This is a genomic window from Variovorax sp. Root411 (assembly GCF_001425205.1).
Lineage (GTDB): Bacteria > Pseudomonadota > Gammaproteobacteria > Burkholderiales > Burkholderiaceae_C > Variovorax.
In genome coordinates this window covers 565827-580085 of sequence record NZ_LMDW01000001.1, presented here as the reverse complement: position 1 = coordinate 580085, position 14259 = coordinate 565827, and the positions used below count along the sequence as shown (strand labels likewise).

At 68.4% G+C, this 14259-nt stretch carries 10 protein-coding genes; 2 read left to right on the top strand and 8 right to left on the bottom strand.

Going from position 1 to position 14259, the window contains the following annotated elements; translation table 11 throughout:
• Positions 1 to 3: 3 nt before the first annotated feature.
• The 4 genes from ASC92_RS02565 to ASC92_RS02550 are packed head-to-tail and all read right to left on the bottom strand — an operon-like array spanning position 4 to position 3168.
• Positions 4 to 1020, bottom strand: coding sequence for a S49 family peptidase (locus ASC92_RS02565; RefSeq protein ID WP_056510005.1), 1017 nt, complete (start codon positions 1018 to 1020; stop codon positions 4 to 6).
• A 1-nt stretch (position 1021) separates the two neighbouring features.
• A complete protein-coding gene (locus ASC92_RS02560) occupies positions 1022 to 1393 on the bottom strand; it encodes a Rieske (2Fe-2S) protein (RefSeq protein WP_056510003.1) in 372 nt (123 codons plus the stop codon).
• A 10-nt stretch (positions 1394 to 1403) separates the two neighbouring features.
• A complete protein-coding gene (locus ASC92_RS02555) occupies positions 1404 to 2075 on the bottom strand; it encodes an HAD family hydrolase (protein WP_056510002.1) in 672 nt (223 codons plus the stop codon).
• Positions 2068 to 3168, bottom strand: a complete 1101-nt coding sequence (locus ASC92_RS02550; RefSeq protein WP_056511800.1) for an RluA family pseudouridine synthase — start codon at positions 3166 to 3168, stop codon at positions 2068 to 2070. The genes ASC92_RS02555 and ASC92_RS02550 overlap by 8 nt, the downstream gene beginning before the upstream one ends.
• Positions 3169 to 3730: 562 nt before the next feature.
• Here ASC92_RS02550 and ASC92_RS02545 point away from each other — a divergent pair.
• Complete coding sequence (locus ASC92_RS02545) at positions 3731 to 6943, top strand: Rne/Rng family ribonuclease (protein ID WP_056510000.1); 3213 nt, start codon at positions 3731 to 3733, stop codon at positions 6941 to 6943.
• A 208-nt stretch (positions 6944 to 7151) separates the two neighbouring features.
• Here the strand turns inward: ASC92_RS02545 and ASC92_RS02540 are convergent, their stop codons facing one another.
• From ASC92_RS02540 to hemC, 4 genes are read right to left on the bottom strand one after another with little or no spacing between them, the layout of a single operon-like run.
• Positions 7152 to 8435: a heme biosynthesis protein HemY gene (locus ASC92_RS02540; RefSeq protein WP_056509998.1), complete on the bottom strand. Its 1284-nt coding sequence runs from the start codon at positions 8433 to 8435 to the stop codon at positions 7152 to 7154.
• A 6-nt stretch (positions 8436 to 8441) separates the two neighbouring features.
• Positions 8442 to 9542, bottom strand: a complete 1101-nt coding sequence (locus ASC92_RS02535) for a uroporphyrinogen-III C-methyltransferase (RefSeq protein ID WP_056509996.1) — start codon at positions 9540 to 9542, stop codon at positions 8442 to 8444.
• A complete protein-coding gene (locus ASC92_RS02530; RefSeq protein ID WP_056511797.1) occupies positions 9539 to 10312 on the bottom strand; it encodes a uroporphyrinogen-III synthase in 774 nt (257 codons plus the stop codon). Before ASC92_RS02530 ends, ASC92_RS02535 begins: the two co-directional genes overlap by 4 nt.
• 16 nt (positions 10313 to 10328) lie before the next feature.
• Positions 10329 to 11234, bottom strand: coding sequence for a hydroxymethylbilane synthase (hemC, locus tag ASC92_RS02525; protein WP_235505647.1), 906 nt, complete (start codon positions 11232 to 11234; stop codon positions 10329 to 10331).
• Between the two features lie 104 nt (positions 11235 to 11338).
• Here hemC and ppc point away from each other — a divergent pair, with 104 nt between their 5' ends.
• Positions 11339 to 14182 (top strand): phosphoenolpyruvate carboxylase, encoded by a 2844-nt coding sequence (gene ppc, locus ASC92_RS02520; protein WP_056509992.1) that lies wholly within the window; start codon positions 11339 to 11341, stop codon positions 14180 to 14182.
• The last annotated feature ends 77 nt before the right edge of the window (positions 14183 to 14259 follow it).

The following is a 14259-nucleotide window of genomic DNA, read 5'->3' as shown; positions in this document are numbered from 1 at the left end:
AGATCAGCGCAGGGCCGGAGCGGTGTGCATCAGGCGCACCGTGGTTTCGGCCATCGCGGCGCCGAATTTCTTGGCCAGCTTCTCGGCCACGTTGTCGCGCCGCGTGTAGTCGATCACCTCTTCGGCCTTGATGACTTCGCGCGCCACGAAGTCGACGTTGCCCAGCTGGTCGGCAAGGCCGAATTCGACCGCCTGCTCGCCGCTCCAGAACAGGCCGCTGAACAGGCCCGGGGTGTCGAGCTTCAGGCGGTCGCCGCGGCCAGCCTTGACCACGTTGATGAACTGCGTGTGGATCTGGTTCAGCATGGTCTGTGCATGGGCGCGCTGCGCATCGGTCATCGGGCTGAAGGGATCGAGGAAGCCCTTGTTCTCGCCGGCGGTCAGCAAGCGGCGCTCGACGCCAACCTTCTCCATCACGCCCGTGAAGCCGAAGCCGTCCATCAGCACGCCGATGCTGCCGACGATGCTGGCCTTGTCGACGAAGATCTTGTCGGTGGCTGCTGCGATGTAATAGGCAGCCGAAGCGCAGGTTTCCTCGACCACGGCATAGACCGGCTTCTTGTACTTGGCCTTCAGGCGCTTGATCTCGTCGTTGATGATGCCGGCCTGCACCGGACTGCCGCCGGGTGAGTTGATCAGCAAGACCACGCCCTTGGCGCCCTCGTCCTCGAAGGCCGTCTTCATCGCGGCGACCACGAACTCCGCGCTCGCGTCCCCGCCATTGGCGATTTCGCCCTTGATCTCGACCACCGCCGTGTGGGCCGTGGTCTTGGCCGTGCTCGGAGCACCGCGCGAGAGCGCGAACCAGGCCAGGAAGACGAAGAACGCAAGCCACGACAGGCGCACGAAGGTCTTCCAGCGGCGCGTGGCCTTCTGTTCGTTCAGCGAAGCGAAGGCGAGCTTTTCGAGCGTGCTGCGCTCCCATCCGGGGCGCTGCGTGGGATCTTTGGCCATGTTCTTGGAGGGTGCCGGCTCAAATGGTTCGAACCCCTCGGGTTCCGTTCGGTTCGGGTCGGTCATGTCAGAAGGTCAGGGGGTGAAGGTTCCAGTCAGTATGCCAGTGCACCACGCCGTCATGCTCGCTCAGGGCGATCTTCACGAGGCCGCCGCGGCACGGACCGCCCATGCATTCACCGGTGTCGGGCTTGTAGACCGCGCCGTGTGTCGCGCACAGCAGCCATTGGCCGGAGTCGTCGAAGAAGCGGTCGGGCTGGAAGTCCATCTCCATCGCGACATGGCTGCAGCGGTTGAGAAACGCATGCGGCTGCCCCTCGAAACGCACCGCGAAGGCGCGGCAGGTCTGCCCGCCATGAATCACGTCGAAGGGCACGGCCAGGCCGCCTTCGACCAGCTCCGAGGCATTGCACAGCGGGATGCGTTCTTCGTCACTCATGGCGGGATTTTCAGGCGTTGCCGAGAAGCCACGCCTCGAGGTCGGCCACCGAGTGCGCGACGTGCAGCGGCTTGAATTCGTCGAAGCTGGCGGATTCGTGCGCACCGTAGCTCACGCCCACGCTGGCGGCGCCCGCGTTCTGCGCGAGCTGCAGGTCGTGCGTGGTATCGCCGATCATCAGCGTGCGTTCCGCCGGCACGTCGAGTTCTTCCATCAGCTCCAGCAGCATGCGCGGATGCGGCTTGCCGAAGGTTTCGTCGGCGGTGCGCGAGGCATCGAAGCGTTCACGCAGCGCCACCGACTTGAGCGCCTCGTTGAGGCCGCGGCGCGACTTGCCCGTGGCCACGGCCAGCTTGTGGCCGCGCGCGCGCAGCGCATCGAGCATCTGCAGCACGCCGTCGAACAGCACGAGGTCGTCCTGGTGCTGGAGGTAGTGATAGCGATAGCGCGCGCCGAGCTCGGGGTATTTTTCCTTTGGCACGTCGGGCGCCGCGCGGGCGAGCGCCTCGGCCAGGCCCAGGCCGATCACCCAGGCGGCGTCGTTCTCGCTCGGCTTGGCACCACCGACGTCGATCACCGCCGCCTGGATGCAGCGCACGATCAGGCGCGTGGAGTCGTAGAGCGTGCCGTCCCAGTCGAAGGCGATCAAGTCGAAGCGAAGGGGGCGGGGGAAATCAGTCATGGGTCGTGGGAACGGGGTGTTGGGCCAGCGCCTCGAGGGCGGCGGGCGGCATGAGCACGTGCAGCTCGGGCGGCAGATCGGCCTGCAGCGCCACGCGGTCGCCGCTGGCGGGGTGGTTGAATTGCAGCCGCCAGGCATGCAGGAACATGCGCTTGAGGCCGAGTTTCTGCAGCGCACGCTGGCGTTCGGACTCGCCGTACTTGTCGTCGCCGGCAATCGGATGCCCGGCCGACGCGAGGTGGACGCGGATCTGGTGCGTGCGGCCGGTCTTGATCGTCACTGCCAGGAGTGACAGCGGCGTGGCATCCCCCGGCAGCGACAACCGTGCCAGTACCCGCACCAGCGTGACGGCGCGCATGGCGTCCGGATGGTCCTTGGCGACCACGCGCACACGGCGCTCGCCCGCGCCCGCACCGGAGCCGTCGGGCAGCAGATATTTGGCGAGCGGCGCATCGAGCACCTTCTTGTTGGCGGGCCAGGCCCCCTCGACCAGCGCCAGGTAGGTCTTGCCGGTTTCGCGTTCGCGGAACTGGTCCTGCAGCGCGACCAGCGCGCTGCGCTTCTTGGCGACCAGCAGGATGCCGGAGGTTTCGCGGTCCAGCCGATGCACCAGTTCCAGGAATTTGGCGGCGGGCCGCGCCGTGCGCAATTGCTCGATCACGCCAAAGCTCACGCCGCTGCCGCCATGGACGGCCACGCCGGCCGGCTTGTCGATGGCCAGCACGGCATCGTCTTCCAGCAGCACCGGGAACTCGCGCGCGGGCGCAGGCGGGGCCGCACCCTCTTCCGCGCGGGGCGAGATGCGGATCGGCGGCAGCCGCAGCACGTCGCCCGCCTCGATGCGGGTTTCCGCCTGCGCCCGGCCTTTGTTGATGCGCACCTCGCCGGACCGGATGATCCGGTAGACGTGCGTCTTCGGGACGCCTTTCAGGTGGCGGAACAGGAAGTTGTCGAGCCGCTGCCCGGCAGATTCGGCGTCGACCGTGAGGAATTTGATGGCCGAATGCGGCGCCCCGGTTTCGGTTGGGGCTTTTGGGTCTGCGGGATTTGGAGCAGCCGCCGGGCCCTGCTTCGCACCTATAATGTTTTTCACCAGCGCGGTCATGTAAGTGCTTGATTAGACAGAAGTTTAGTCCACTGCCATCAAATACCCAGGACAGCGCTGCGAGGTCGATGCCGCTTTGGCGCCGAGCTGCAAACCCCGCGCAATGGCGCAAAGTGGCAGACCAGGCACCCAAGTCAAGCCGACACCCACGAAACACCGATACGGAATACCCAGCCTGCAGCTTCCAAGCTGCCGGCGGATCGAAGCGAGTCCCTTGTTGTGTTGATGCTGCTGATTCAAATGTGCCTGCGCTGGCCGACCTGGTTTCGACCAGCGGCCTCAGGCATTGAATCGTCCGCGGCGCGCGCCATCCTTGCGCACCCGGCTGTCAAAAAGATAGCCACTCAACACCGAATCTGGCTCGCGCCCATCCACGCGCCCCCACCCCGGCTGTCTTCTTGAGCTAAAGCTCGAGAGGCCTGCTCGCGCCTGGCGCGGCAGTTACAGCATCCGGGGCCCAAGCGGCAATTCCCCTGGTTTCGCGGGCGTCGTCCGTGCATCGTTGGCTCGTCAAGAGCCGGTAGAACGATACATATAAGGACAACGCATCATGAAGCGGATGCTGATCAATGCCACGCAGGCCGAAGAACGCCGCCTGGCCATCGTCGACGGGCAGAAACTGCTCGACTACGAAATCGAAATCGAAGGGCGCGAACAGCGCAAGGGCAACATCTACAAGGCGGTCGTGACCCGCGTCGAGCCCTCGCTCGAAGCCTGTTTCGTCGACTACGGCGAAGACCGCCACGGCTTCCTGCCGTTCAAGGAAATCTCCAAGCAGTACTTCGCCGAAGGCGTGTCGGCCAGCCAGGCCCGCATCCAGGACGCGATCCGCGAAGGCCAGGAACTCACCGTCCAGGTCGAGAAGGAAGAACGCGGCAACAAGGGCGCGGCCCTCACCACCTTCATCTCGCTGGCCGGCCGCTACGTCGTGCTGATGCCCAACAACCCGCGTGGCGGTGGCGTTTCGCGCCGCATCGAGGGTGACGACCGCGCCGAGCTCAAGGAGGCGATGGACCAGCTCGAGTACCCGAAGGGCATGAGCATCATCGCGCGCACCGCTGGCATCGGCCGCATCGCGTCCGAACTCCAATGGGACCTGAACTACCTGCTCAAGCTCTGGAGCGCCATCGACGGCGCGGCCAAGGGCGGCAAGGGCGCCTTCCTGATCTATCAGGAATCGTCGCTCGTCATCCGCGCCATCCGTGACTACTTCAATCACGACATCGGCGACATCCTGATCGACACCGACGACATCTACGACCAGGCGCAGCAGTTCATGGCGCACGTCATGCCCGAGCATGCCGCCCGCGTGAAGCGCTACCGCGACGACGCGGCACTGTTCAGCCGCTTCCAGATCGAGCACCAGATCGAATCGGCCTACGCACGCACCGTGCAGCTGCCCTCGGGCGGCGCCATCGTGATCGACCACACCGAAGCACTGGTGTCCGTCGACGTGAACTCGGCCCGCGCCATCAAGGGCGGCGACATCGAAGAAACCGCCACCCGCACCAACCTCGAAGCCGCAGACGAAGTGGCCCGCCAGATGCGCCTGCGCGACCTGGGCGGCCTGATCGTCATCGACTTCATCGACATGGACGAGTCAAAGAACCGCCGCGAAGTCGAAAGCCGCCTGCGCGACGCGCTGCGCCAGGACCGCGCCCGCGTGCAGTTCGGCTCGATCAGCAAGTTCGGCCTGATGGAAATGAGCCGCCAGCGCCTGAAGCCCGCGCTCTCCGAAGGCTCGTCGATCCCCTGCCCCCGCTGCGGCGGCTCGGGCCACATCCGCGACACCGAGTCGAGCGCGCTGCAGATCCTGCGCATCATTCAGGAAGAGTGCCTGAAGGACAACACGGCCGCCGTGCACGTGCAGGTGCCCGTGGAAGTCGCCTCGTTCCTGCTGAACGAAAAGCGCCCCGAAATCGCCAAGATCGAACTCAAGCAGCGCGTCACCGTGCTGATGGTGCCCAACAAGACGCTCGAAACGCCGAACTACAAGCTCGAGCGCCTGAAGCACGACGATCCGCGTCTCGACCACATCGAAGCCAGCTACAAGATGGCCGACGAGATCGAAGACCCGACCTCGGTCACGCGCCGTTCGCAGGAGCCCACCAACAAGCAGACGCCCGTCATCAAGGGCGTGCTGCCCGACGCGCCTGCGCCGGTGGTGCCACCCAAGCCCGAAGCGGTGCGCGCGCCTGTCGCCGCATCCGCGCCGGTCGCTCCGCCCGTGGTGAGCGCGCCAGTCCCGGCACAGACCGGCTTCTTCGGCTGGATCAAGAACCTGTTCGGAGGCACGCCGGCACCCGCCGCGGCACCTGCGCCGGCTGCGATTCCGGTCGAGGCGCCGAAGCCCCGTCGCGACGGCCGTTCGGGCCGCGATGGCGAACAACGTGGCGGCGCACGCGACGGCGAACAGCGCCGCGGCGGCCGTGGTGGCGAAGGTCGCGGTGAAGGCCGTGGCGAGAGCGGCGGACGCTCCGGTGGCCGCGACGGTGAACGTCGTGGTGGCCGTGGCGGCGAGCGCCGCGAAGGCCGTGAAGGCCGCAGCAGCGAACAGCGCAACGACGGCATCAACGTGCCGCGTGAGCAACGCGAGCAGCGTGAGCCCCGCGAGCCCCGCGAGCCGCGTGAAGCGCGCGCACCGCGCGACGGCGAACAACGCCGCAGCGGCCGTGGCGAACGCCGCGAAGGCGAAGGCCGTGAAGGCCGCAACAACGCGCCGGCTGAGGCTCTCGACGGCAACATCAGCCTGGAAGCCCAGCAACTGGCATCCGGCGCTGTCGCAGGCGACGAAGGCAACGCAGCTGAACGCGCACCCCGCGCCCGCGGCGAACGCCGTGAACGTGGCGAGCGCAATGAGCGTGGCGAACGTGCTGAACGCGGCAACGACCGTGGCGGCGAACGCGCCGAGCGCAACGGCGACAACGGCCAGCCGCGCGGCGACGCAGCACCCGCTGGCGACGAAGCCGCCCAAGGCGAGCGCCAGCCCCGCAGCGGCCGCGACGAACAGCGCGCTCCGCGTGGTGACCGTGGTGGCGACCGCAACGACGGCCGCCGCGAACGCCGCAACGATGCGCCGCAAGCCGAAGCGGATGCACGCGGCGCCGAAGCCGCGGCTTCCGATGCAGCGCAAGGCAATGAAGCCATCAACGGCAACAACGAGCAGATGCCTCGCCGCGAAGGCGACGAGCGTCGCGGCCGTTCGCGCGACCGCTACGGCCGTGACCGCCGCGAACGCGGCCCGCGCGATGAAGCCGAAGCCGGCAGCACGGCCGGCGCCCCGGTCGCCGAAGGCGCCGCGGCGGAAGCCCCGGAGTCCCGTCCGCAGCAGCAACTTCCGCTGGTGTCGGAACGTGCCGAAGCAGCTCAAGAAGCTGCCGCACCGGAAGCGCGCCAACCCGCCGCACCGCAGCAGGTCCGTACCGAGCGCCCGGCACCGGTGTCCGCACCGATCGTGGTCGAAAGCGCCAAGGCGCCCGCAGCCGCCAACGGCCGCGCACTGCCTAAGGTCCAGTCCTTCGAGCTGCCGCTGAGCGAACTCGCGCAGATCGCCGAGAGCTCGGGCCTGCAGTGGGTCAACTCGGATGCCGAGCGCATCGCCCAGGCCCGCGCCGCCATCGAGGCCGAGCCGAAGCCGGTGCATGTGCCGCGCGAACGCCCGCCGGTGGTCGTGCTCGACGAAGGTCCGCTGGTGCTGGTCGAAACCCGCCGCGACCTCGGTTCGATGTCGCTGCCGTTCGAGCAGCAGCAACGCACGCTCTGAGCGACACACGCCCACAACCCAAAACGGCGCCAATTGGCGCCGTTTTTTTATGCCTTGTATTGAGCCGGTAGCTCGAATCGCCGCGCGAATGCCACGCTGGCTCGCCGGGATATCTTCAGAGCGCTTGGGGCTACGAGGCGGTCATGGCCCACTCGGGACTCCGGGTGTGCGCCCCACCCGCGCTCATTCCGCCTGCCGCTGCAGACGCTCAGCTGTTCTCGACCTGCGCCGCGCGCTTCCACGCCTCGGCGGCCTGCTCGGTGTCGTTGCGGTCTTCGGCCAGCCTGGCCAGTGCGAGCCAGGCGCGGCGGTACAGCTCGGTGTCCTGCAGTCCCAGGCCGGCCTGCATCAGCAACTGCTGGGCCTTGCCCCACAGCTGGCGCTTCATGCAGGCCATGCCCGCGAGGTATTGCAGGTTCGGGTCGCGCGGGTTGTTGCGCTGTGCACTTTCGATGCGCGCCAGCCAGTCGGCGTCCACCGAATCGAGCCCGGCTTCGAGCGCGCGCGCGAGCTTGACGCGCAACGCGTCGCCCAACCCGCGCGGATTGGCCACCATGCGCTCCCAGGCGGGCAGCAGCCAGCCACGCGCCAGTGCAAGGTCGCCGCGCAACGCAACCATGCGTTGCGCGGCATGGATTGCCACCTCGGGCATTCCGCGTTCGTTGGCATCGAGTTCGGTCCAGGCGCGAAGCAACTGCGCCGGATCGTGCGCGCCCGACAGCAGTTCGGTCGCGAGGCCGCGCACGATGCTCTGCGCCGCGGCTTCCGAGAACGCCCGATGCTTGGCCAGCAGGCGCGCGGTTTCGAGCGCCTCGAGCGTGCGGCGATCCTGCCGCGCCGCCTTGAGCCGCAGCCGCAGGGCCAGCGTACGGCGCTGCGCGCCTTGCGGCAGCTCTTCGAGCCGGGCGAGCGCCGCCGCTGCATCGCGGTCTTCGAGCGCCCAGCGCGCCGCGCGCAGCTGCACGCCTTCGCGCGTCTCCGGGCTGGCGAGCACGGCACGGTCCGCGCTTTCGTTGAGGGCCTGCTGCAGATGCGCGTCGCGCGCCGGCTTGTCCTGCAGGGCCTGCGCGCTCTCGGCGGCCAGCAGGTGCGACAGCACGCGCACCTGCTGCGCCTGCGGCAGGCTGGCCCCGAGTGCCGCCAGCGTCTTCTCCTGCGTGAGCGCAGCCTGCGCGGCCTTGCGTGCGCGCGAGAAACGGCCTGCGATCAATTGCACCATCGCATCGAGCAGCGCCGCATGCAGCGTGCGCTCCTTCTGCTGCAGCCGCCATTGGCGCGCCTGCGTCGGCAGCGAGAACAACGCGGCCAGCGCGCGCAGCGCGGCATGCAGCAGCACGAAGGCAACCAGCAGGATCGCGAGCACGAGGTTCAGCGACAGGTCGACGCGCCAGGGCGGCCAGAACACGGTGATCGTGCCCTGGTTGTTGCCCGCGAACAGGGCGACCGCCGCGGCGACGGCGAACAGGGCGAGGAGCCAGATTGCAGCGCGCATTCCCGGTCAGCGTCCTGCGGCCGCGGTGGCGAGTGCCGCCAGCGTGTCGTCGATGCGGACCGGCTCGGTCGTCTTCATCTGGGCCTGCAACTGCTGCAGCAGCGTGGCGGCAGCCTGGGTGCGGCGCGATGCGGGATCGAAATAGCGGTTGAGCGACGCCGTCACCTGCGACAGCTCGCTGCGGGTGGCTTCCATCTGCCGCGACAGCAGCGACAGGCGCGCGTTGAGCAGCTTGAGCTTGAGGTTCTCGCGCAGGAAATAGGACTGCTCGGGCGCCAGCAGGATCGCCTCCGGGCTCTGGATGCGGCCGACGCGCACCAGCGAGCGGGCTTCGCCGCGCACCGTGAGCAGCGCGCGCTGCCACCACGGTGCATCGGCGGGAATCGGTTCGGCCTGCCAGGCATTGGTGCCGGTGCCGCGCACGGCAACTGCGTTGAGCGTGGGCAGGTCGTCCACGCCGCGCATCAGTTCGTCGAGCTTCTGCAGCGCTTCGGCGCTGTCGGTGCTGGCGCTGCTGCGCAGGCGGTCGGCATCGCGCTGCATCGCCCGCTGCAGCGGGGTCAGCCGCGGCTGCGCTGCGCGCGCGATGCGCACGTCGCCGGCCTTGAGCGCGGCCAGCAGCGGCTCGACGCTGCCGGTGACCTGTGCCTGCTGCAGGGCAAGGCGCACGGCCGAGTCGATGTCGACCACGAGGTTCTCGTCGCGCGAACGCGAGAGGCTTTGAATCAGTTCTTCGAGCTGCGAGCGCTGCAGCGCGACTTCGGCCACGCGGGTTTCGATCAGGGCTACACGGGCCGAAGCGTCACGCACGGTATCGCTCGCCTGACGCGCCAGCGTGCGCGCCTCCATCGATTGCGCGATGGCGTCGGCGCTCTGGCGCGCCAGTTGCTCCTTCATGCCGCTGACCTTTTGCCACAGCGCGATCGCCATCAGCAATGCGGCCAGCGCAACGAGGGCCACCAGGCCGAATGCCATGCGGGAGAGGAGCAGCGCGCCCGCGGCCTGCGCGGCCGGCGTCTGGTGTGGTGCCAGCGTGGCAGGCACCGGCGCGGTGGCAGCGGTTGGGGAAGGAGAGGAAAGATCGTCTGACGGGGACGCGGCACTCATGCCAGGGATTCTATAGACGCGATCAGCGCATCCAGCAGCGGCGTGCATACACGCAACGCCCCGAAACCCGCGGCCCGCGCGGCTTCGCCGATGCGTGCATGCGTGGCGACCGCGCTCGCCGCATGCCAGTCGACGCCAGGCATCGCCCGCTGGAGATTGCCGATGGCCTCGGAACTGCTGAAAAGCCAGATCGCGCGGCCCTCGGCACCATCGATGGCCAACTGGCGTTGTACGACGTCCAGCGATGGCGACAGCCGGCGGTATGCCACCACGGTGTCGCGATGGCCGCCCGCGGCATCGATCTCGTTGGCGAGCCAGTCGCGCCCCGCCGGTTGTCCGGCCTCATCGCCGCCACGCACGATCAGCACGCGCACGCCGGCCGATACCTGAGCCTGCACGCGCTCCCACAGCGCTTCGGAGTCGAAGCGCGTGACTTCGGGCAGCGGTGCGTCGATGGACCCGGGCGGCACGCCGGCGCGCAGCAGGGCGCGCGTGGTGCCCGGCCCCGTGGCCCAGAAGCGGCACCCTGCCAATGCGTGGGCAGCATCCCTGTGCTGGAAGAAATGCTCGACGGCCGTGGCGCTCACGAACATCAGCGCCGAGTAGTCCGCGAGTTGCCGCCACGCCGTGCGCAAGGGCTCGGCATCGACCGCGGGCTCGATCACTATCAGCGGCAGCGCAACTGCGTCCAGCCCCGCTGCGCGCAGGTCGCTCACCCATTGCGCTGCTTCGCGCGCCGGCCGCGTGACGATGACGGGACGAGCGGTCATGCGATGACCACGGATGTCAGTGGGCCCCGGCGTCGCGCAGCAGCGCCGCGGCGCGCTGGCCGAGCGCGTCGGCCTCGGCGAAGCCGGCGGCGGGCGCCAGCGCATGCACCTTCACCAGCGGCGCGTTGCCTTCCGGGTCGCCCCACGCGGCATCGATGCGCAGCGCGCCGTCGGCCTGCCATCGCGCGTAGGCCGCGAGCGGCATCGAGCAGCTGCCGCCCATCGCGCGGCTCACCGCGCGCTCGGCGGTGGTGGACAGCCAGTCGCCCTGGCAGGCCAGCGAGCCCAGCAGTTCGACGAGGTCGCTGCGGTCTGCGCGCACCTCGATGCCCAATGCACCCTGCCCCGCGGCCGGCAGCATGGTGTCGGGATCGAAGGCCACGCGGATGCGGCTCTCGAGCCCCAGCCGCTTGAGCCCGGCTGCAGCCAGCACGATGGCGTCGTACTGTCCTTCGTCGAGCTTGCGCAGGCGGGTGTCGAGGTTGCCGCGCAGCGGTTCGATGCGCAGGTCGGGCCGCAGTGCACGCAGCAGTACCACGCGGCGCAGGCTCGAGGTGCCGACCACCGCGCCCTGTGGCAGTGCGTCGAGCGAGTCGTAGCGGGGGGAAACGAGTGCATCGCGCGGGTCTTCGCGCTCCAGCACGCAGGCGAGCGCGAAGCCTTCGGGCAGGTCCATCGGCACGTCTTTCAGCGAATGGACCGCGATGTCGGCGCGCCCTTCTTCGAGCGCGAGTTCGAGCTCTTTCACGAAGAGCCCCTTGCCGCCCACCTTGCTGAGCGAGCGATCGAGGATCTGGTCGCCGGTGGTGGTCAGGCCGAGCAGGCTGACCGTGTGGCCCTTTTCTTGCAAAAGCGCCTGCACGTGTTCGGCTTGCCAGAGTGCCAGGCGGCTTTCGCGCGTGGCGATCACGATATTGCTCAAGACCTGTTCCAAAAGTACGTGTTTCAAACCCTTGGAATGCTAGCATGTTGCGCCGCAGCAACGCAGACGGCGCATCCATTCAAGCAGTCCAGGACCCACATCGAATGAAAGCCAGCAAGACCCCTGCTCCCCCCAAGCGCCGACAGGCCGAAGACCAGCCGTTGATCGACGACATCCGGCTTCTGGGCCGCATCCTCGGCGACGTGATCCGGGAGCAGGAGGGCGACGAGACCTACGCGCTGGTCGAGAAGATCCGCACCTTGTCCGTGGCTTTTCGCCGCGATGCCGATCACGCTGCCGACCGCGCGCTGAAGAACCTGCTAAAGGGCCTGAGCGCGGCCGAGACGGTGCGCGTGATCCGCGCCTTCACCTACTTCAGCCACCTGGCCAACCTCGCTGAGGACCGCCACCAGATCCGCCGCCGCACCGAAACCGAGCGCGCCGGCGAAAGCGTCGATGGCGACCTGCAGACCGCACTCGCCCGCATCCGCAAGGCCGGCGTGAAGCCCGACGAAATCGTTGCCTCGCTGGCCCACAGCTACGTCTCGCCGGTGCTCACCGCACACCCGACCGAAGTGCAGCGCAAGAGCATCCTCGACGCCGAGCGCGCCATCGCCCTGCTGCTCACCACGCGCGACGAGATCAAGCTGCGCCAGAGCGCCTACGCCGGGGGAAAGGACGCGCTCACGCCGCTCGAGTTCGCCGAGAACGAAACGCAGATGCGCATCCGCGTCACGCAGATCTGGCAGACGCGCCTGCTGCGCTTCTCCAAGCTCACCGTGGCCGACGAGATCGAGAACGCGCTGAGCTACTACGAAGCCACCTTCCTGCGCGAGATCCCGCGCGTGTACGCCGACCTCGAAAAGGCACTGGCCCAGGGCGGCCACACGCCCTCGGTCGCGCCCTTCCTGCGCATGGGCCAGTGGATCGGCGGCGACCGCGACGGCAACCCCAATGTCACCGCCGAAACGCTCGACTACGCGCTGCGCCGCCAGTGCGAACTGGCGCTGCGCTACTACCTCACCGAAGTGCACTATCTCGGCGGCGAGCTGTCGCTGTCGGCCACGCTGGTCGACGTGTCGGTCGAGATGCAGGCGCTGGCCGAGAGCTCGCCCGACACCAGCGAGCATCGCAAGGACGAGCCCTACCGCCGCGCACTCACCGGCGTGTATGCGCGCCTTGCGGCCACGCTGCGCGAGCTCACCGGCGGCGAGGCCGCGCGCCATGCCGTCTTGCCGCAGAACCCGTACGCCACGGCCGAAGAGTTCCTGGCCGACCTGCGCACCGTGGCCGAGTCGCTCGAGGAAAAGCACGGCAATGTGCTCGCCGCGCCGCGCCTGCTGCCACTGATCCGCGCGGTCGAAGTATTCGGTTTCCACCTCGCCACGGTCGACCTGCGCCAGAGCTCTGACAAGCACGAGGCCGTGATCGCCGAACTGCTGGCCACCGCGCGCATCGAGCCTTCGTATGCGTCGCTCGCCGAAGAGGCCAAGCAGACGCTGCTGCTCAAGCTGCTCGACGACGCGCGTCCGCTGCGCGTGCCCGACGCCGACTACTCGCCGCTGGCGAAGAGCGAGCTGGCCATCTTCGCCGCCGCCCGCACCGCGCGTGCGCGCTATGGCGCAGCGGCCATCCGCCACTACATCATCAGCCACACCGAAACCGTGAGCGACCTGCTCGAGGCGCTGCTGCTGCAGAAGGAAGTGGGCCTGCTGCGCGGCGCGATGGCCACCAATGCGGTGTGCGACCTGATCGTCGTGCCGCTGTTCGAGACCATCGAAGACCTGCGCAACGCCGCACCCATCGTGCGCGCCTTCTACGCGCTGCCGAACATCCAGGCGCTCATCGAGCGCTCGGGCGCCGAGCAGGACGTGATGCTCGGCTACAGCGACAGCAACAAGGACGGCGGCATCTTCACCAGCAACTGGGAGCTGTACCGCGCGGGCATCGCGCTGGTGTCGCTGTTCGACGAGCTGAACAAGAAAAAAGCCAACCCCATCCGTCTGCGCATGTTCCACGGCCGCGGCGGCACAGTGGGACGCGGCGGCGGCCCGAGCTACCAAGCCATCCTCGCGCAGCCGCCCGGCACGGTGCGCGGCCAGATCCGCCTGACCGAGCAGGGCGAAGTCATCGGTTCGAAGTACGCCAACCGCGAGATCGGCCGGCGCAACCTCGAGACGCTGGTGGCCGCCACGCTCGAAGCCACGCTGCTGCCGCAGGGCAAGCTGGCGCCCGCCACCTTCCTCTCGACGGCCGGTGAACTCTCGACCGCGAGCATGGCGGCGTACCGCAAGCTGGTGTACGAGACCCCGGGCTTCGGCGACTACTTCTTCGACTCCACGCCGATCCGCGAGATCGCCGAACTCAACATCGGCTCGCGCCCCGCGTCGCGCAACCCAAGCCACAAGATCGACGACCTGCGCGCAGTGCCGTGGAGCTTCAGCTGGGGCCAGTGCCGCCTGACCATTCCAGGCTGGTTCGGTTTCGGTTCGGGCGTGGAGCAGTTCCTGGCCGCCGCCGGCACCGCCGCGGGCAAGAAGGAACGCGTGGCCCTGCTGCAGCGGATGTACGCGCAGTGGCCGTTCTTCCGCACGCTGCTGTCGAACATGGACATGGTGCTGGCCAAGAGCGACCTCGCACTGGCCTCGCGCTACGCCGAACTGGTGACAGACCGCAAGCTGCGCCAGAAAGTGTTCTCGATGATCGACGCCGAATGGCACCGCACCTCGGATGCGCTCACGCTCATCACCGGCGCGAAGCAGCGGCTCGAAGGCAACGCCGAGATGCAGCGCTCGGTGCGCCACCGTTTCCCCTACATCGACCCGCTGCACCACCTGCAGGTCGAGCTGATGCGGCGCTACCGCGCGGGCGACGGCGGCGAGCGGCTGCAGCGCGGCATTCACATCTCGATCAACGGGGTGGCGGCGGGGCTGCGCAACACCGGTTGATCCAGGCTTGGGCCACCTGGGACGGAGGGCGCCTTGTGCGCCCTTTCCTACATCCGCAATCGCCAATCAGCCCCCAG